Origin of the sequence: Microbacterium flavum, assembly GCF_018717645.1 — a bacterium.
Classification (GTDB): domain Bacteria; phylum Actinomycetota; class Actinomycetes; order Actinomycetales; family Microbacteriaceae; genus Microbacterium; species Microbacterium flavum.
This window is the reverse complement of sequence record NZ_JAFLHG010000015.1, coordinates 27,083-45,959: the sequence shown is the minus strand read 5'-3', so window position 1 is coordinate 45,959 and position 18,877 is coordinate 27,083. Positions and strand designations below refer to the sequence as shown.

General features: G+C 69.9%; 16 protein-coding genes and 4 tRNA genes. 10 read left to right on the top strand and 10 right to left on the bottom strand.

Annotated features, from left to right (window positions below; all coding sequences use genetic code 11):
• The first annotated feature begins 53 nt into the window (after window positions 1-53).
• Window positions 54-2,027, top strand: coding sequence for a 1-deoxy-D-xylulose-5-phosphate synthase (gene dxs, locus J0P97_RS14160; protein WP_215488434.1), 1,974 nt, complete (start codon window positions 54-56; stop codon window positions 2,025-2,027).
• A gap of 39 nt (window positions 2,028-2,066) precedes the next feature.
• On the opposite strand, the gene J0P97_RS14155 is transcribed toward dxs, so the two are convergent.
• Together J0P97_RS14155 and J0P97_RS14150 are read right to left on the bottom strand one after the other, a co-directional pair.
• Window positions 2,067-2,552 (bottom strand): hypothetical protein, encoded by a 486-nt coding sequence (locus J0P97_RS14155; protein ID WP_215488433.1) that lies wholly within the window; start codon window positions 2,550-2,552, stop codon window positions 2,067-2,069.
• A 23-nt stretch (window positions 2,553-2,575) separates the two neighbouring features.
• Window positions 2,576-3,259: a TetR/AcrR family transcriptional regulator gene (locus J0P97_RS14150; RefSeq protein ID WP_215488432.1), complete on the bottom strand. Its 684-nt coding sequence runs from the start codon at window positions 3,257-3,259 to the stop codon at window positions 2,576-2,578.
• 41 nt (window positions 3,260-3,300) lie between these two features.
• On the opposite strand from J0P97_RS14150, the gene pepN reads away from it, so the two are divergent.
• Complete coding sequence (gene pepN, locus J0P97_RS14145; RefSeq protein ID WP_215488431.1) at window positions 3,301-5,832, top strand: aminopeptidase N; 2,532 nt, start codon at window positions 3,301-3,303, stop codon at window positions 5,830-5,832.
• A 12-nt stretch (window positions 5,833-5,844) separates the two neighbouring features.
• Here pepN and J0P97_RS14140 read toward each other — a convergent pair whose 3' ends face one another.
• From J0P97_RS14140 to J0P97_RS14115, 6 genes are all read right to left on the bottom strand, one after another.
• Entirely contained in the window at window positions 5,845-6,105 is a 261-nt protein-coding gene (locus J0P97_RS14140; protein WP_215488430.1) for a hypothetical protein, read from the bottom strand.
• 296 nt (window positions 6,106-6,401) lie between these two features.
• Complete coding sequence (locus J0P97_RS14135) at window positions 6,402-7,118, bottom strand: SPFH domain-containing protein (RefSeq protein WP_282837454.1); 717 nt, start codon at window positions 7,116-7,118, stop codon at window positions 6,402-6,404.
• 468 nt (window positions 7,119-7,586) lie between these two features.
• A complete protein-coding gene (locus J0P97_RS14130) occupies window positions 7,587-9,728 on the bottom strand; it encodes a 3-hydroxyacyl-CoA dehydrogenase NAD-binding domain-containing protein (protein WP_215488429.1) in 2,142 nt (713 codons plus the stop codon).
• Between the two features lie 5 nt (window positions 9,729-9,733).
• The gene (locus J0P97_RS14125; RefSeq protein WP_215488428.1) at window positions 9,734-10,936 is read right to left on the bottom strand and encodes a thiolase family protein; all 1,203 of its coding nucleotides are present in this window, start codon (window positions 10,934-10,936) and stop codon (window positions 9,734-9,736) included.
• A gap of 74 nt (window positions 10,937-11,010) precedes the next feature.
• Entirely contained in the window at window positions 11,011-12,207 is a 1,197-nt protein-coding gene (locus J0P97_RS14120) for a ribonuclease D (protein WP_215488427.1), read from the bottom strand.
• Window positions 12,200-12,724 (bottom strand): DUF3000 domain-containing protein, encoded by a 525-nt coding sequence (locus tag J0P97_RS14115; RefSeq protein WP_215488458.1) that lies wholly within the window; start codon window positions 12,722-12,724, stop codon window positions 12,200-12,202. The genes J0P97_RS14120 and J0P97_RS14115 overlap by 8 nt, the downstream gene beginning before the upstream one ends.
• Before the next feature lie 91 nt (window positions 12,725-12,815).
• Between J0P97_RS14115 and J0P97_RS14110 the strand changes: the two genes are divergently transcribed.
• The 4 genes from J0P97_RS14110 to J0P97_RS14095 all read left to right on the top strand — a co-directional run bounded on the left by J0P97_RS14110 (window position 12,816) and on the right by J0P97_RS14095 (window position 17,178).
• Window positions 12,816-14,057 carry an alpha/beta hydrolase family protein gene (locus tag J0P97_RS14110; protein WP_215488426.1) on the top strand — a complete coding sequence of 414 codons (1,242 nt, stop codon included), beginning with the start codon at window positions 12,816-12,818 and terminating at the stop codon, window positions 14,055-14,057.
• 50 nt (window positions 14,058-14,107) lie between these two features.
• Entirely contained in the window at window positions 14,108-15,070 is a 963-nt protein-coding gene (gene zapE / locus J0P97_RS14105; RefSeq protein WP_215488457.1) for a cell division protein ZapE, read from the top strand.
• A 207-nt stretch (window positions 15,071-15,277) separates the two neighbouring features.
• Entirely contained in the window at window positions 15,278-16,504 is a 1,227-nt protein-coding gene (locus J0P97_RS14100; protein ID WP_215488425.1) for an ammonium transporter, read from the top strand.
• A 101-nt stretch (window positions 16,505-16,605) separates the two neighbouring features.
• The gene (locus tag J0P97_RS14095; RefSeq protein WP_215488424.1) at window positions 16,606-17,178 is read left to right on the top strand and encodes a type II toxin-antitoxin system PemK/MazF family toxin; all 573 of its coding nucleotides are present in this window, start codon (window positions 16,606-16,608) and stop codon (window positions 17,176-17,178) included.
• A gap of 22 nt (window positions 17,179-17,200) precedes the next feature.
• Here J0P97_RS14095 and J0P97_RS14090 read toward each other — a convergent pair whose 3' ends face one another.
• On the bottom strand, window positions 17,201-17,548 hold the full coding sequence (locus J0P97_RS14090) for a YnfA family protein (RefSeq protein WP_215488423.1): 348 nt from the start codon (window positions 17,546-17,548) through the stop codon (window positions 17,201-17,203).
• Window positions 17,549-17,628: 80 nt separating this feature from the next.
• A tRNA-Val gene (locus tag J0P97_RS14085) sits at window positions 17,629-17,701 on the bottom strand.
• A 151-nt stretch (window positions 17,702-17,852) separates the two neighbouring features.
• On the opposite strand from J0P97_RS14085, the gene J0P97_RS14080 reads away from it, so the two are divergent.
• The 4 genes from J0P97_RS14080 to J0P97_RS14065 all read left to right on the top strand — a co-directional run bounded on the left by J0P97_RS14080 (window position 17,853) and on the right by J0P97_RS14065 (window position 18,857).
• Window positions 17,853-17,925 (top strand) — tRNA-Gly (locus J0P97_RS14080).
• Between the two features lie 67 nt (window positions 17,926-17,992).
• A tRNA-Cys gene (locus J0P97_RS14075) sits at window positions 17,993-18,063 on the top strand.
• A gap of 27 nt (window positions 18,064-18,090) precedes the next feature.
• Window positions 18,091-18,165: transfer RNA gene (locus J0P97_RS14070), tRNA-Val, on the top strand.
• A 152-nt stretch (window positions 18,166-18,317) separates the two neighbouring features.
• Complete coding sequence (locus J0P97_RS14065) at window positions 18,318-18,857, top strand: glycine cleavage system transcriptional repressor (protein ID WP_215488422.1); 540 nt, start codon at window positions 18,318-18,320, stop codon at window positions 18,855-18,857.
• Window positions 18,858-18,877 lie beyond the last annotated feature (20 nt).

The window sequence follows — 18,877 nt, the reverse complement described above, 5'->3', positions numbered from 1 at the left end:
AAGGCCACCGTCCGCTCCCAGCCGACCGGAGGGGGGAGACGTAGACTCAGGGGATGAGTCTGCTCGCATCGATCACGGGTCCGCGCGATCTGGACGGCTTGTCATCGGAACAGCTCGAACAGCTCGCGCAGGAGGTCCGTGACTTCCTGGTGGAGAACGTCTCGCGCACCGGTGGCCACCTGGGGCCGAACCTCGGCGTCGTCGAACTCACGATCGCCCTGCACCGCGTCTTCGACTCGCCGAACGACCCCTTCGTGTTCGACACCGGACACCAGTCTTACGTCCACAAGCTCCTCACCGGACGTCAGGACTTCAGCGCCCTGCGCTCGCGCGGCGGCCTCGCCGGCTACCCCCAGCGATCCGAGAGCCCGCACGACGTCGTCGAATCGTCGCACGCGTCGAGCTCGCTGAGCTGGGCCGACGGGATCTCCCGAGCACTGACCCGCACCGGCCGAAAGGACCGGCACGTCGTCGCCGTCGTAGGCGACGGCTCGCTCACGGGCGGGATGACGTGGGAGGCGCTCAACAACATCTCCGACGACAACGAGCGCAACCTGGTGATCGTCGTCAACGACAACGGCCGCTCGTACGCGCCGACGATCGGCGGGATGGCGCGCTACCTCAACCGCGTGCGGACCACGGAGAGCTACGAGAACCTCCGCCGCGGCTCGGACTCCTTCTTCCGGCGGCTCGGACCGGCCGGCCGCGCGCTCTACCGCGGCGTTCGCGGCGGCACCCACGGTTTCCTCTCCCGCTTCAGCAACAACGAGGCGCTCTACTCCAACCTCGACATCAAGTACCTCGGGCCGATCGACGGGCACGATCTCAACGCCCTCGATGAGACGCTCCGTCTGGCCAAGGCGTACGGGGCTCCCGTGATCGTGCACGTGATCACCGAGAAGGGCCGCGGCTACGAGCCCGCGCGCAACGACGAAGCCGACCAGTTCCATGCGGTCGGCAAGATCGACCCGGCGACCGGTGAACCGCTGGGGGCTTCCGATGCGGTCGCGTGGTCGGACGTCTTCTCCGAAGCGCTGGTCGCAGCGGGCGAGCGCCGCGAGGACATCATCGCGATCACCGCGGCGATGCTCCGACCCACGGGGCTCCAGCCGTTCGCGCAGCGCTTCCCGGATCGGGTCTACGACGTGGGCATCGCCGAGCAGCACGCCGTCGCTTCCGCGGCCGGACTCGCCTTCGGGGGGCTGCACCCCGTCGTCGCGATCTACGCCACGTTCATGAACCGCGCGTTCGACCAGGTGATGATGGACGTCGCGCTGCACAAGGCCGGCGTCACCTTCGTCCTCGACCGCTCCGGAGTGACCGGACCGGACGGCCCCAGCCACCACGGCGTGTGGGACCTCGCCATGCTCCAGCTCGTGCCGGGCATCCGCATCGCCGCGCCGCGCGACGCGGAGCGGTTGCGCGAGGAGTTCGACGAGGCGATCGCCGTCGAGGACGCCCCCACGGTCGTCCGCTTCCCCAAAGGCGCGGTCGGCAGGGAGCTCCCTGCGCTGGAGCGTCGTGACGATGGGACCGATGTGCTGTGGCGGCACGGCGACGACGACGTGCTGCTGATCGGGATCGGGCCGATGGCGCACCTCGCGATCGATGTCGCCGGGCGTCTGCGCGCACAGGGCATCGGAGCGACCGTGATCGATCCGCGCTGGGTCGTTCCCGTGCAGCCGAGCGTCGTCGAACTCGCGGCATCCCACCGGCTCGTGATCACCATCGAGGACGGTATCCGCGTCGGCGGCATCGGCACCCGCGTGCGGCAGGTGCTGCGCGAAGCCGGCGTCGACACGGCGGTGGACGAACTCGGCCTGCCGGACGCCTTCATCGACCACGCCACGCGCGAGCAGATCCTCGAGGATGCCGGGCTGACGGCCGCCAAGATCGCCCACGACGTCGTGGCTCAGGTGCTCGGGACGCGCATCCCTGTCGCCCGTCCGAGTGCCGACACCGGCGCAATCTGGACGGTCGGCGATTCGCAGGCGCAGGCGCAGGACAGCGAGCCGCACGAGCGGTGACGGGCGGCGCCCCCCGAAGGCGGCGGCCCGGCGACCGGATCACCACCGGTCGATGACATCCTCCTCGACCGGCCCATCGACCGAGCGTCGCACTCCCCGTCGAACCTTCGTCGGCAGGAGGTGATGGGCAGCGCGGCGCCAGCCGAGAACGACGGCGAGGGCTCCGGTCCCGACGTTGACGGCAAGGAGGACCGTGCGCATGCCCCCGAAGCCTGTGGATGCCATGGCCGAGTCCGCTGCGAGGGTGGTGACCGCCCCGACGAGCGCACCGAAGAGAGCGAACGACCAGATGTGCGGAGTGGCGCGCGGCTGATTCCTCAGCAGCCACCCGAGAACGTACGCGGGGACCGCGAACACCACCAGCGCCGCGGCGGACCACGGCACCGACCACAGCGGCGCGTAGAAGAACCCGTAGAGCGGGAAGATCACCCCGAAGCACAGTGTCGACAGGCCGAGGTAGATCCCCCAGGCGCTCAACGCGCCGCGGACGAACTCCCTGATCGTGAAGGCCATCGGCCCGGTCATCGCGCTCCTCCCGGTCGTCGCGTTCACCGCCCGACCTCGGCGACGAGCTCGAGCACCTCGCGGACGAGCCCTCGCGCGATCGGCAGCCGCACCAGCGGCAGCGCGGCGCGGAGGAGGCGGAGGCCCCGGTCCAGCAGGCGCCGCGTCCGCTCCTGGCCGGGGGAGCGGTCGTACACCCAGAAGAGGGCGAGCAGAAGGTGCGAGAGGAAGAGCGCCGCCGGCAGCGCACGGGCGAGATCGCTCGGGAGCCCGCTCCTGCGCGCCCCGCTCACCGCATCGCGGAACAGGCCCTCCGTGATGTCGCGGGAGGCGGTCGAGGCCGGGGAGAGGGGATTGATCTCGGACCGCGGCGACATCGCCGCCGACAGGAACTCCGCCGCGTGCGGGTGATACGGCGTCAGCCGGTCGAGGCCGGTCCGGTACACGATGGCGATGCGCTCGATGAGGTCCGTCTCGCCCGCGAGGGCGGGGGCGGCGGCGGCGCGATGACGCTCCTGCACGTCGAGGTAGAGCTCTTGGACGAGATCGTTCTTCGTCGCGAAGTGGTAGTAGGCGTTGCCCACCGACACACCCGCCTCCTGGGCGATCAGGCGCATGGTCGTCGCGTCGTATCCGCGTTCGCGGAACGACGTGAGGGCGATCTCACGAAGTGCGGCCCGCGTCCGGTCGCTCTTGCTCTGCGCGGCATCCGTAGGAGAACTGAACATGTTCAGAACCTATCATCGCCGCCGCCGTGAAACCATGGGGGATGACTTCTGCGAACCTCACCCGCGACGAGACGGCCGCGCGCGCCTCCGTCATCCGCCTCGAGACCGTCGCCGTCGAGATCGATCTGCGCGGCGCGCGCGAGGACATCGTCGCCACTTTCGCCACGGCATCCACCCTCACCTTCGCCGCCGACACCGACGTCACGTGGATCGACTTCATCGGTGCGTCCGTCGACGAGGTCGTCGTCAACGGCGCCGTGCGGGACATCGACTGGGACGGCGCGCGGGTGCGGGTTGCCGGCCTCGGCGCGCACAACGTCGTGACCGTGCGCGGCCAGGCGCGCTACAGCACCTCCGGAGAGGGTCTGCACCGCTTCCGCGATCCGGTCGACGACGAGGTCTACCTCTACACCCAGTACGAACCCGCCGACTGCCGCCGCGTCTATCCCTGCTTCGAGCAGCCCGACCTCAAGGCACGGTGGTCGTTCACCGTGGCTGCGCCCGAGGCATGGGAGGTGCTCTCGAACGGCGCCGAGACCGCGCGCGAGCGGGTCGAGGGCGGGGTGCGCGTCTCCTTCGCCGAGACGCTGCCGCTGTCGAGCTACATCACCGCAGTGGCGGCGGGCCCCTACCACCGCGTCGCGGGGACGTGGCAGGGGGAGGCCGGAGCGGTCGCGCTCGGCGTGCTGTGCCGCCGTTCGCTCGCGCCCTATCTGGTCGACAGCGGCGACGCCGAGGAGATCCTCGAGATCACCCGGCGCGGGCTGACCTTCTTCGGGGACGCCTTCGGCATCGAGTATCCGTGGGGGAAGTACGACCAGATCTTCGTCCCCGAGTACAACCTCGGCGCCATGGAGAATCCGGGGCTCGTGACCTTCACCGAGGCCTACGTGTTCCGCGGAGCATCCACGGCCGCCCAGCACGAGGGTCGCGCGAACACGATCCTCCACGAGATGGCTCACATGTGGTTCGGCGACCTCACGACGATGCGCTGGTGGGACGACCTCTGGCTGAAGGAGTCGTTCGCCGACTTCATGGGCGCCCACGCGGCGGTCGCTGCGGGCGGGTTCCCCGACGCCTGGGTCACCTTCGCGAGTCGCCGCAAGGGCTGGGCGTACGCGCAGGACCAGCTGCCGACGACGCATCCGATCGTCGCCGACATCCCGGACCTCGAGGCGGCGAAGCTGAACTTCGACGGCATCACCTACGCGAAGGGCGCGTCCGTTCTCAAGCAGCTCGTCGCCTTCGTCGGCGAGGATGCCTTCTTCGCCGGCGCACGCCGCTACTTCGCTGAGCACGCCTACGCCAACACCACGCTGCCGGATCTTCTCGACGCGCTCGTGGCGGAATCGGGCCGTGACCTTCGAGCGTGGAGCGCGGCCTGGCTGGAGACGTCGGGGATCTCCCGCGTCGAGGTGCGGCGGGAGGCAGACGGATCCCTCCTCCTCGTGCAGTCGCCTCCCCGCCCGCACCGGGTCACGATCGGCGGCTACGACCGTGTCGGCGATCGGCTCGTTCCGCGGAGACCCGTCGAGGTGGACATCTCGGCGCCTCGTACGGTGGTCCCCGGTGTCTCGATCCCGGGCGACACGGCGGCGGACGCCGCGCTGATCGTCCCGAACGTCGACGACCGCACCTACGCGAAGGTGCGGCTCGACGAGCGGTCGACGGATGCCGCGGCGTTCGGCCTCTCGACGATCGAGGACGCCCTCGCTCGGGCGGTGATCTGGGCGGCGCTCTGGGATGCCACGCGCGACGGCGAACTGCCCGTCGCGCGCTACCTCGAGGTCGTCGCGCGGCATGCGCCCGCCGAGACGAACGCGGCCCTTCTGGCCGACGCGCTCGCGCACGCGGACCACGCCGTCGGCCACTATACGGACGGTGACGCACACGCCCGGTTCGCCTCGAGCTGGCTGGACACCTGCTGGCACTCCCTCGGGGCGGCGGAGCCGGGGTCCGACGCCCAGCTGGCGTGGGCGCGGGCGGTGGGGGTCGCAGCCCGACGCTCCGACGCGCGGGCGAGCGAGATCGCCGCGATCCTCGGGGGAGCGACGCCGCCCCCCATCGGACTGCCCCTCGATCCCGAGTTGCGCTGGTCCTGGCTCACGGCGCTCACCGCCACCGGCTACGCGACGGTCGCCGATGCCGACGCGCAACTCGCCGCCGACCCCTCATCCCAGGGCCTGGTCGCCTACCGCACGGTCCTCGCCGCGCGGCCCGACGCCGCCGTGCGCGCGGCGGCCTGGCACGATGCCTGGGAGGACGAGACGCTCACGAACGAGCACCTGTCCGCGACCATCGCGGGTGTGCGGGCGGGGGAGAGCCGCCGCTTCCTCGCGCCCTTCGACGCCGAGTACTTCGCGCGCATCCTGCCGACGTGGCGGACGCGGAGCATCGAGCTCGCACGTCGTCTCGTGACCGGGCTGTTCCCGGCATCCGACGCGCTGGACGCCGCCGACACCTGGCTGGAGGGCAATGAGGACGCTCCGGGCGCCCTGCGCCGGCTGGTCATCGAGCAGCGCGACGGCCTCGCCCGCGACCTTCGGGTGCGCGCGGCGCAGCCCGCGGACTGAGGATGCCGGCGTTCAGCTCGCCTCGGTGAGCTTCGCCTGCCACCACGCGGGCACCGCCGCCCGGGGGAACCACTCCAGCTCCTTCGACCAGTCGATGGCCGCAGCCTTGTCGACGCCCTTCGGCTCGTCATCCGCGTCGAACCGCACCGTCTCGACGCGGGCGGGTGGCCCGGAGAACAGCGCGCCGACCCACAACCACGTCCCCCGCTCGGCCGTCCACTCGACCTTCTTGAGTTCACGCAGGACATCGATGATCTTCTGGTCCGGGCTCATCGGCACCTTCTCCCCGGAACTCAGGGTGGCCTCGAGGCCCCCCGTGATCACCTTCCCAACGATCGATACGGAGATCTCGAGCCGCTGCCACCCGTGCGGCGCCCGCTCGGCGCTCGGGCGCCTGGGCGACCTGATCGAGCGTCGTGGTGTCGGAGGCGGCCATGGCAGCCTTCCGGGCTCTCGTATCGTCCTGCCGCCCGGCCGTCCGCTCAGACTGCGAAGCAGGCGATCGCCGCGCGAGGGGGTGCACCGAGCCGCGGGCAGGGCTTGCAGGGCGGTTCGGGTGGTGCGGGTGGTTATGACGCCGCACGGACGCGCGACACCGCGGCGCCCCAGTCCGCAGGCAGCGCGGTCAACTCGTCGCCCGCCGTCGAGCGCCCCGCGATCGCGTCTGCGAGCAGGTAGCCGTCGGTCAACGCGTCGCCGGTGATCACGACCGACAGCAGTTCGATGCCGCACGCTTCTCGCACGCGGTCGGCGCAGGCGGTGAGCACGGCTTCCGACAGTTCGGCGTTCCGCGGAAGGTCCGGCCGGTCGTAGGAGGCGACCAGATCGCGCAGTGCTGCTCCCACGATGTTCCCCGTGCGCTCCGTCACGTGGACGACCTCGAGCTCGAAGACGCGCAAGTCCGATCCGGTGACGACGGGCCGCCAATCGAAGGAGGCGTGCACGAGGTGCTGCCGCGCGCCGCCGGAGGTCAGTTGGCGCGCCGGGAGATCGGTCGAGCGCACGCGCGTGTCCACGCGGCGATACCAGGCGAGGATCGGGAACACCGGGTGCGACCCGGGGCGGAGCACCACGACGTCGCCGGCCTCGTGATCGCCCCGGGCGCGGCGGCGGATGATCGGGCGCCCGTTCCGCGTGCGGATCGCGGCTTCGCCCTCGTCGATCGTGACCACCAGCAGTTTGAACAGCGCCGGCACCACCAGCAGCACCGTGAGTACGGCGCCGCCGGTCTTGATGAGGGAGTTCATCCCGCCGGACCCGAACAGTGAGGTGATGGTCTCGATCACACGCCCAGGATGCCGTGCGGATCCCGCCCCGAGCCTGCGGAATGCCTTTCTCGTCGAGGAGTTTCGACGATGGACACCCGGCGTTCCTTCCCCGGCTACTCACGTAGCGACAGAGCTCCGCCGCTCGTGTTCGTCCGTGCGCTGAGTGGCGTGGGGAACGCATCGATCCCGGAGTGGATCACGGCAGTCGTCGCGGTGGTCGCTCGGGTAGCCGCGGTCCGGGCGGGGCCGCGAGGTGCGCGTCTCACATCGACCAACCGCACGACGCCGCCCTCAGACTGACACCGGGGGCCATCGCGGGAAGGGCGAAGCCTCCTCCCGACCCTGCGCATCGAGCATTCCCACTGACGTCATGCGGTGTTCTCCGGCCGCACCAGATCCGGAAGTCGACAACAGAATCGGATGCCGCAGCCCGCAGCATCCGATTCTGTTGTCGTCATCCGATCCTGCGAATCGGCAGGCGTCGGCTCAGGCGCCGATCCCGCGAATCGGCGGGTGGTGGAAGGTGTCGCCGAAGGTGCGCTCGGATGCGCCCTCCCGGTCGAGGTACGGCGAGGCGCCGCCGTCGATGAACGGCCAACCGGCGCCGAGGATGAGGCACAGATCGATGTCCTCGACCTCGGGCACGACGCCCTCGTCGAGCATCAGCTTGATCTCCGTCGCCAGACCGTCCTGCACGCGCCGGAGAATGGTGTCGGCGGATGACGGAGATGAGCCGACCCCCGCGAGCGCCTTCTGCGCGGCCTTCGTGAAGCCCGTGACGCGACCGCCCTTGTCCTTCTCGACGACGTCCGGGAGCTCCGCGAGCGCATGGAAGTTCTCGTTGGCGTAGAACCGGTCGGGGAACGCGTGCACCATCGTGTCCTGCACGTGCGCGGCGACCTTCCACCCGACCAGGTCGATCAGCTGGAACGGGCCCATCGGCAGCCCCAGCGGTGCGAACGCCTTCTCGACGTCGGCGACGGGGGTGCCCTCGTAGACGGCGCGGGCGGCTTCGCCCATGACCTTCGCGAGGAGGCGATTGACGACGAACCCCGGCGCGTCGGCGGTGAGCACGGCGTTCTTGCCCAGCCCCTTGGCGACGACGAACGCGGTCGAGAGGGCCGAGTCGGTCGTGGCATCCGTCTTCACGATCTCGATCAGCGGCATGACCGCGACCGGGTTGAAGAAGTGGAAGCCGACGAGGCGCTCGGGGTGCGCGAGCTTCGACCCGATCTCCTCCACTGACAGGGACGACGTGTTGGTGGCGAGGATGGCATCCTCGGCGACGATCTTCTCGATCTCGCCGAAGACCTGCTGCTTGACGCCGACCTCTTCGAAGACCGCCTCGATCACGAAGTCGCAGTCGGCGTACAGGCTCTTGTCGGTCGTTCCCGTCACGAGAGCGCGCAGCTGGTTGGCCGTATCGGCGTCGAGGCGCCCCTTGGCCTCGAGCTTCCCGATCTCGTCGTGGATGTAGGCGACGCCCTTGTCGACGCGTGCCTGGTCGAGGTCGGTGATGAGCACCGGGACCCGCAGCCGCCGCACGAACAGCAGTGCGAACTGGCTCGCCATGAGGCCGGCGCCGATGATCCCGACTTTCGTGACCTTCTTCGCCAGCGCCTTGTCAGGGGCACCGACGGGGCGCTTCGCGCGCTTCTGCACGAGGTCGAACGCATACATGGATGCCGCGAACTGGTCGCCCGTGACGAGATCGGCCAGCGCGTCGTCCTCGCGCGCGAAGCCCTCGGCCTTCGTGCCCGAGCGCGCCTTCTCGAGGAGGTCGAGAGCGACGTACGGAGAGCGCGGCACGGTGCCGATCTTCGACTCGAGCATCCCGCGCGCCATCTTGATCGCGACCGGCCATTTGACGGCGCGCTCGATCTTGCCGGGCTGGTTCTTCCGCTCGACCTTGGTGGTGCCGGTCAGCACGCCGTCGGCCCACGCGAGCGAGCTCTCGAGGAACGTCGATGCCGGGAAGATCGCGTCCATGATGCCGAGGTCGAACGCCTGCTGCGGCTTGAGCATCCGGTTCTGCTTGAGCGGGTTCGAGATGACGACCTCGAGCGCGTTCTCGATGCCGATGAGGTTCGGCAGCAGGTACGCGCCGCCCCAGCCGGGGATGATCCCGAGGAAGACCTCGGGCAGGGCGATGGCCGCGGCCGAGGCATCCACCGTGCGGTAGTGCGAGTTGAGCGCGATCTCCAGTCCACCGCCCAGAGCGAGGCCGTTGACGAACGCGAAGGTCGGCACGCCGAGCGTCTCGAGCTTGCCGAACACCTTGTGGCCCAGCTGCGCGACGAGCTTCGCGTTCGCCTTCGAACCGACCTTGGTGATGTCGGAGAGATCCGCGCCGGCGGCGAGGATGTACTGCTTGCCGGTGACGCCCACCGCGTCGATCTCGCCGGCGGCGCCCCGCGCGGAGAGGGCGTCGAGCGTCTCGCCGAGCGCTGTCATGGTCGCGGGCCCCAGCGTGTTCGGCCGGGTGTGATCGCGACCGTTGTCGAGCGTGATGAGCGCCAGCACCTTGCCGGAGGCGAGGCGGATGTCGCGCACCCGCGAGTGGGTGACGACCTCGCCGTCGGTGAGCGCGGTGAGCGGGGAGAAGTCGATCTCGTCGTAGTTCGTCATGACGGTCAGCGCTTCTTTCCGTTGTAGTGGGGGTTCTCCCAGATGACCGAGCCGCCCTGCCCGAGGCCCACGCACATGGCGGTGAGGCCGTAGCGGACGTCGGGACGCTCGGCGAACTGCGCCGCGAGCTGGATCATGAGGCGCACGCCGGAGGCCGCGAGCGGATGCCCGAGCGCGATCGCCCCGCCCCACTGGTTGACGCGGGGGTCGTCGTCGGCGATGCCGAAGTGGTCGAGGAGCGAGATGACCTGGACGGCGAACGCCTCATTCAGCTCGAACAGGCCGATGTCGGAGATCGACAGCCCGGCCTTCTTGAGCGCCTTCTCCGTCGAAGGGATGGGACCGATGCCCATGATCTCGGGCTGGACGCCCGCGAATGCGAAGGAGACCATCCGCATCTTCGGCTTCAGGCCCAGCTCCTTGACGGCGCCGCCGCCGGCCAGCAGCGACATGGTCGCGCCATCCGTCAGGGGCGACGAGGTGCCGGCCGTCACGCGTCCATGCGGGCGGAACGGGGTCTTCAGCGCGGCGAGGTCTTCCATGGTGGTCTGCGGGCGGCGCCCCTCATCCTCGGTCGCGAGGCCCCAGCTGCCCTCGGCATCCTTGATCGCGACGGAGACGAGGTCGGGCTGGAACTTGCCCGCCTCGTAGGCAGCCTGCGCCTTGTGCTGGCTCAGCATGCCGAAGCGGTCGGAGCGCTCCTTGGTCAACTGCGGGAAGCGGTCGAAGATGCGCTCGGCGGTCACCCCCATGTTGAGGGCGCCGGGATCGACCATCTTCTCCGCGACGAAGCGCGGGTTCGGGTCGGTGTTGCCGCCGATGGGGTAGTGCCCCATGTGCTCGACGCCGCCGGCGAGGGCGACGTCGTACATGCCCGAGCCGATCGAGGCGCCCATCATGGCGACGCTCGTCATGGCGCCGGCGCACATCCGGTCGATCGCGAAGCCGGGGACGGTCTGCGGGAGGCCGGCGAGGATCGCGACGGAGCGACCGAGGGTCAGGCCCTGCTCGCCGGTCTGGCTCGTCGCGGCGATCGCCACGTCGTCGACGCGGGCCGCCGGGACGGCGCCGTTGCGCTCCATGAGGCCGATGGTCGCCTTGACGGCGAGGTCATCGGCGCGGGTGTTCCAGTACATGCCCTTCTCGCCGGCGCGCCCGAACGGGGTCCGCACGCCGTCGACGAAGAAGACGTCAGAGATCTCGGCCACACTGCCTCCAAGCTAAGTGAGATTGAGTACAGCCTAACGTGACACTCAGTCTCGCGAAATCGATTGGTTCGATTCTACGAGACAGCGGAGGAGGCGTCGTCGGTCGGCTGAACGGACTCGACAAAGGCCGCGGCGATGATCGGAGCGGTCGCCGCCACCTGCCACGGGCGTGCGCCGTGCTCGGCGAGCGCGACGCCGATGGCATCCTCGCCGCCGTCGGCGGGAGGCGCCCAGGCGATGCGCCGGAGGGTCTCGGGCGTGAGGAGGTTCTCGACCGGCATCCCGAGATCCGCCGCCAGCTGCTCGATGCGGGGCTTTGCCACCTTGAGGCGCGCATCCGCTTCGGGATTGCGATCCGGCCAGGCGCGCACGGGGGGCAGGCCCTCGCCCGGCACACGCTCCAGCGGAAGGACCGGCTCAGCGCGACCCGCCTCGATGGCGGCCCACCACCGGTCCAGTTGGGCGCGGCTCGCGCGGCCGGTGAAATCCCGCACGCGGGACAGATCCTGCTTGCTCTTCGGATCGGCGACGACGGCGGCGATGATCGAGCGGTCGGGGACGAGCCGCCCGGGGGCGGTGTCCTGCGCGCGGGCGAAGTCCTCGCGCGCCTGCCACAGGGCGCGCGCCACCGCGAGTGCCCGCCGGCCGCGCACGGTGTGCAGACCGCTGAGGCGGCGCCACGGCTCCTCGCGGGGTGGCTTGTCCGGACGGGTGCGCACCGCCTCGAACTCCTGGGCGGCGATCTCCGTCTTGTTCTGCGCCGTCAGTTCGTCCCGGAGCACCTCGTACACGTCGACGAGGTGGAGGACGTCGAGCTCGGCGTACTCGAGCCACGGCTGGGGCAGCGGACGGGTGGACCAGTCGGCGGCGGAGTGCGCCTTGGCCAGCGTGATCCCGAGGGTGTCCTCGACCACCGCGCCGAGGCCCACCCGTTCGTGGCCGAGCAGGCGCGCGGCGAGCTCGGTGTCGAAGATCGACGGCGGATCCAGGTGCAGCTCCCGCAAGGAGGGGAGATCCTGGCTGGCAGCGTGGAGGATCCACACCTCCTGGCCGATGGCATCCTGCAGAGCGGTCATGTCGCCGAGGGCGGGCGGGTCGAAGAGGAATGCGCCGGCACCCCGGCGGAACACCTGCACGAGGTAGGCGCGCTGCGAATACCGGAAACCGGACGCGCGCTCGACATCGACGGCGACCGGACCCTCACCCGCGGCGAGGGCGCGCACGGCGGCCTCCAACTCCGCGGGCTCGGAGATCACGTGATACTCAGGCACGCGGCATCCTGTGCGATCCGAACACGGCGATTCCCTCCGACCCCGGCGGAAGCCCCGCCAGCATGCAAACCAATTCGGCCCAGGCGTCGACGTGCGCGGTCGGGTCGCCGGTGGGCGACCATGACGCGCGCAACTCGATCTGAGCCCCGTCGCCCTCGTCCGCGAGGGTGCCGAAGCCCTTCGACAGAGTCTTGGTCGCGGTGCCGGATGCCGAGTGGAATCCCGCGCCGCGCGCCTCGAGAGCGTCGATGAGCCAGGACCAGGCTACGTCGGCCAGAAGCGGGTCGGTGCCGATTTCGGGTTCGAGGGGTGCCTGGGCGAAGCAGACGACGCGCCAGGGGCCGCCCCAGGCGTCCGGTTCGTCCGGATCGTGGAGCAGGATGAGACGCCCCGTGCCGTAGATCGAATCGACGCCTTCCTCATCGGGACGCACGTCACCCGCGATCGCGAACGCCTCGGGGGCGATGCTCTCGGGAGCGGGGATCTCGCGGACCGAGAAGTCGGCGCGGAAGGGCATCGCGCGCACCGCGTCGCGAACGACGTGGAGCGGCGTCTGCCCAGGCGTCGGACGGGGTTCATCCACGCAGTCAGACTAGAATGGGGAGACGATGAAGGCATCCAGGCGCGCCGTCGCCCACGACGCACGAGCCGGCCGAGCGGACACGCTCCGCACGGTGCTGGGAGCGACCGCGGTCGGTCTCGCATCCGCATTCCTCGCCGCCTCGGCGGCGTTCGCCTTCGTCGCCGTGCGCGTCGCGCGTCGTGTCGTCATGCCGGCAGCCCGCGCGGCGGACACCCGCATCCTCGATGTCGACGTGGCCGCGCAGACGATCACCCTGAAGCGCACGCCGGACACCGCCCTTCCCGGGCGTTACGGACTGTTCACGACCGGCGCCGCCGACTATCTCAAGGTCGGCTCGATCCTCTCCAGCGATGCCGCGACGGTGAAGCGCAAGCTCCTGACCGAGGTCGACGGCGACATGCACCTCGCCCCGGAGGCCGCGTTCAGCGGCTGGTACTTCCGCCAGCCGGAGGAGCTGCACCTCCCCTTCACGCACGAGTACGTCCCGACCGCGCTCGGCCCGTGCCCCGCATGGCTGTTCCCCGGCGGGGACGACGGGGAGACCGGGGAGAGCTGGGTCATCCAGATCCACGGGCGCGGAACGACTCGATCGGAGTGCCTCCGCGCCGTCCCCGTCTTCCACTCCTTGGGCATCACGTCGCTGGTGGTCTCGTATCGCAACGACGGGGACGCCCCCCGGACACGCAGCGGAACCTATGCGCTCGGAGCGACCGAATGGCGCGACGTCGACGCCGCGATCACCTGGGCGCTGCGCCGCGGCGCGCGCCGCATCATTCTGATGGGGTGGTCGATGGGCGGGGCGATCGCGCTGCAGGTCTCCCTCGGGTCGGCGCACCGGGAGTCCATCGTCGGGGTCATCCTCGACTCCCCGGTCGTCGACTGGCGCACCGTCCTCACCTATCAAGGGCACGAGCTCCGCATCCCGACGGCGGTGACAGGCCTCGCGATCGGGACCCTCGGCGCCGACTGGGCGGCGCCCGCGACCCGCGCGGAGGGCGGCATCCCGTTCGACCGCCTGGACATCGTCGCGCGAGCCGACGAGCTTCGCCACCCCGCCCTCATCCTGCACAGTGACGATGACGGCTTCGTGCCTTCGAGCGCGTCGCACGCCCTGGCCGACGCGCGTCCCGACCTCGTCGAGATGCAGACCTTCACCACGGCACGGCATACGAAGCTGTGGAATTACGACCAGCAGCGCTGGACCGATGCGATCGAGAGCTGGCTGCGCCGGCACGATCCGACCTTCGCCGAGGAGAGTGCGTCGTGACGTCGCCCGTGCATCTGATCGACCGATCTCCGCAGGTCTCCGGCGCCGAGATGGTCGCCGCGCTCGTCCCGCCGCCGCAGTTCGACGACGCGACCTTCGACACCTACCGCGCCGATCCGGCGTACCCGTCGCAGCAGGGGACGAAGGATCTGCTCACCGTCTTCAGCACGGGAGGGGCGCCCGCCGAGCGCGGCGGCTTGTTCCGCCGCGCGAAGAAGGCGCCGGAGATGAAGCCCGGTGTCTACTTGGACGGCGGCTTCGGCGTCGGCAAGACCCACCTGCTGGCATCCGTCTACCACGCCATGCCCGCCCGGCGGAAGTACTTCGGGTCCTTCATCGAGTACACGGCGCTCGTCGGAGCGCTCGGGTACCAGAAGACGGTGGAGCTGTTCCGGGGCGCCGACCTCCTGTGCATCGACGAGTTCGAGCTCGACGATCCGGGCGACACGATGGTCATGACGCGGCTGCTGGCCGAGCTCGTGCCGACGGGGACGAAGCTCGCCGCGACATCCAACACCCCGCCCGGCGCGCTGGGAGAGGGGCGCTTCGCCGCCCAGGACTTCCTCCGCGAGATCCACGCGATGGCGTCGAACTTCGAGACCCTCCGGATCGACGGCACCGACTACCGGCAGCGCGCGATCGACGGGCACGCGATCGCGCTCGACGACGCCGCGTACGCGCAGGCGCTGGCGGATGCCGGCGCCGCCGGGACGGTCTCGGACGACGATTTCGGGGCGCTCGTCTCCCACCTGGCCTCGGTGCACCCGTCGCGCTACATCCGGCTGATCGACGGGATCTCGGAGATCGGCCTGCGTGAGGTCGTCCAGCTCGAGGACCAGTCCGCGGCGCTCCGCTTCGTCGCCTTCGTCGACCGCGCGTACGACGCGCAGCTGCCCGTCCGGGCCACCGGTCGCCCCCTCGACGAGGTGTTCGCTCCGGAGATGCTGACCGGCGGCTACCGGAAGAAGTACCTCCGCGCCATTTCGCGGCTCAACGCGCTCACCCACTCGTGAGGAACGCCGGCTGACGCGGGGATTGCGACCCGTTCTCCGCCGCCGGAAACGTGATGTTCACACCCGGGGTGCTCTCGTAACCATTCGGAAACACGACCTGCACGCCGCAGGAAACGCCGCCTCGCCACACTGGGACTCGCCTCGACCCGGCGTCCCGAATCGCATCTGGGAGGGGCATCGAGTTAGACAACCCCGAGTGAGGATCTCATGGACAGCGGAAACCTCGCGTGGTCTGTCGCGGCGACAGCCCTCGTACTTTTCATGACGCCCGGCGTGGCGTTCTTCTACGGCGGGCTCGTCAAGGCCAAGAGCGTCGTCAGCATGATGATGCTGAGCTTCGGCGCGATGGGCCTGGTCGGCGTGCTCTGGATCCTGTACGGATTCAACATGTCGGCGATCGGTGACAGCCCCTCCTTCCTGGCGGGCAACCCCTTCTCCGACTTCGGCCTGGCGAACGCGAACAGCGACACCCTGGTCGGCGCGACGTACGGCGCGACCTTCGCGATCATCACGGTCGCGCTCATCTCCGGCGCGATCGCCGACCGGGCGAAGTTCGGCTCGTGGATGATCTTCGCCGGCATCTGGGCGACGGTCGTCTACTTCCCGGTCGCCGCATGGGTCTGGGGCGGCGGCTGGATCATGACGCTCGGCGAGTCCCTCGGATTCGACGGGATCGCCGTCATCGACTACGCCGGTGGTACCGCTGTGCACATCAACGCCGGTGCCGCAGCACTCGCCCTGGCACTGGTCCTCGGCAAGCGCGTCGGCTTCCAGAAGGGCATCCACAAGCCCCACAACGTGCCGCTGGTCATGCTCGGCGCCGCGATCCTCTGGTTCGGCTGGTTCGGCTTCAACGCGGGTGCCGAGGGCACCTTCGGGCTCCTGGGCACCGAGGACTCGCACGTCGGCCTCATCATCATCAACACGCTGGGCGCCACGGCCGCCGCGATCATCGGCTGGGTCCTCGTGGAGAAGCTCAAGGACGGCAAGTCGACCTCCGTCGGCGCCGCCTCCGGTGCGGTCGCCGGTCTCGTCGCGATCACGCCGTCCTGCGCCAACCTCGCACCCGGATGGGCGCTCCTCCTCGGCCTCATCGCCGGTGCCGTCTGCGCCCTGTCGATCGAGCTGAAGTGGAAGCTCGGCTACGACGACTCGCTCGACGTGGTCGGCGTCCACCTCGTCGGCGGTGTCATCGGAACGCTCTACCTGGGCTTCTTCGCCACCGACACCGGCCTGTTCCTCGGCGGTGGCCCGCAGCAGCTGGTCGTCCAGTTCATCGCGGCGTTCTCCGTGCTGGTCTTCTCCTTCGTGGTCGCCTACCTGCTCGGCCTCGCCATCGAGAAGACGATCGGGTTCCGTGTGAAGAACGAGGACGAGATCGCCGGCATCGACACGGTCGTGCACGGTGAAGAGGGTTACGCGCTCGTCGACTGACACGCATTCACGCTGAAGGGCGTCGGACTCCGGTCCGGCGCCCTTCTGCCTGTGATGAGGGAGGGTCCGAGCGGGCGCGCGGCATCGTTACTGTGGATGCCATGGCAGGCACCCAGGGCGGCATCCTCTCGGCACTTCTGAACGGCATCGTCTCCGCGTTCACGGGAGACCGCCGAAGAATCGGACACGCGTCGCCTGCGCGCCCGACGGCGCCCTCCGGGCGGACCGGGACATCCGCACCCGCGGCGGGTCAGCACGGCGCCACCGCGACGACGGAGATCGAACCGCCGCGGGGTTCGGGCCTTCGCATCACCTACGCGCCGGAGCGCGACGGCGACCCCGATGCGGGCGAGGTCGTCTGGACGTGGGTTCCCTACGAGGAGAACGACGGGCGGGGCAAAGACAGGCCGGTGCTCGTCATCGGTCGGCAGAGTGCGGACCGCGTCTACGCCGTCCGGCTGACGAGCAAGGCGCACGACCGCGACCGCGACTTCCTCCCGATCGGCACGGGGGAATGGGACGGTCAGGGGCGGCCCTCGTGGGTCGACATCGAGCAGCTGTACTCCGTGCATCGGAAGGGCATGCGCCGCGAGGCATCCGCGCTCGACCTGAAGCGGTTCGCGATCGTCGCGCAGGCTCTCAGCGCGCGCTACGGCTGGTCCGTGGGGGAGTAGGGGCTGCAGCGGGCGTCGCGGGTCATCCCTCCGCGGATGCGCTGTGCGGGGCGAGGATGATGATCGCTGCGCCGAGGAGCGCCACGCCCGACCCGACGTAGTCCCAGACGGAAGGGCGGAAGCCGTCGACGACGATGCCCCAGGCGAGCGATCCCGCCACGAAGACCCCTCCGTAGGCGGCCAGCACCCGACCGAAGTGGACGTCGGGCTGCAGCGCGGCGATGAAGCCGTACCCGCCCAGCGCGACGACCCCGAGGAGCGCGAACAGCCAGCCACGATCCTCCCGCACCGACTGCCAGATGAGCCAGGCGCCGCCGATCTCGGCGACCGCGGCCAGGGCGAACAGGACGACGATGCGCGCGAGGGTCATGTCCCACAGTCTGGCGCGTGCACGTGTCGAACGGATGCCCGGCGGAAACGAAAACGCCCCCGGGCGACGGGGGCGTGCGGTGGGCGATACCAGACTCGAACTGATGACCTCTTCCGTGTGAAGGAAGCGCGCTACCAACTGCGCCAATCGCCCGTGATCCCGAAGGACCGAGAACCGATGCTACCGGATGCCGGGGCTCGCGACGAATCGGAACGTGTGACACGCGCGGAGGTGCATCGGTTTGGCGCTCGCGCGTTCGTCGGCTAAAGTCGATCAAGTGCCCGGGGCAACCAGGGTGCGAAATGCGGATGTAGCGCAGTTGGTAGCGCATAACCTTGCCAAGGTTAGGGTCGCGAGTTCGAGTCTCGTCATCCGCTCGAGTGCAGGGATCACTTTTCGAAGTGATCACGGCACGTGGGGTCAAACCACACGGTTAATCCACACGGTGGCGTGGCCGAGCGGCTAGGCACCGGCCTGCAAAGCCGTTTACACGGGTTCGAATCCCGTCGCCACCTCGCTCATAACTGAACAAGCCTGTACAGGCGCGATTGGCGCAGCGGTAGCGCGCTTCCCTGACACGGAAGAGGTCACTGGTTCGATCCCAGTATCGCGCACCACCTGAAACCCCCGGTTCACCGGGGGTTTTCGCTTTCTCGGCCGGCGATCGCGATCTGAGCGATCAGCGCATTCATCGGGTCAGGCTCCCGTCTGACGGCTCCCCGAGCGGGAGGCCGTGACAGCCGTCGCGGCCTCCCGATAGGCTCCGGGCATGGCCCATCTCGTGCTCACCGTCGTCGGCGAGGACCGCGCCGGACTCGTCAACGCGCTCGCCCGCAGGATCTCCGAGGGCGGGGGCAACTGGGAGCGGAGCGAACTGGCCGAGCTCGCCGGAGCCTTCGCGGGGATCGTCCTGGTGACCGTGCCCGATGACGGTGTCGCCGCGCTGACGGCGTCGCTCGAGGACCTCGACGGTCTGCTGACGGTGGCGGTGCACAGCGGCGCGCCGGGAGCGGGTGGGGGCGGAGCCCCGGCATCCGGAGCCGCTGATGCCGCGCGCCGCACGCTCTCGTTCACCGTGCTCGGCAACGACCGCCCCGGCATCGTGCGCGACGTCACCGCGGCGATCGCCGCGCACGCGGTATCGATCGATACTTTCCGCAGTCGCACCCTCGACGCGCCGATGGCCGGCGGAACGCTCTTCGAGGCCGTGGTCACGGTCAGCGTGCCGCCCACGGGGGATGCCGACGAGATCACGCGCGCCCTCGAGGCCCTCGCGGGCGAGATCCAGGTCGACCTCACCCTCGCCTGAGCGCGTGGACGAGCTCCCCC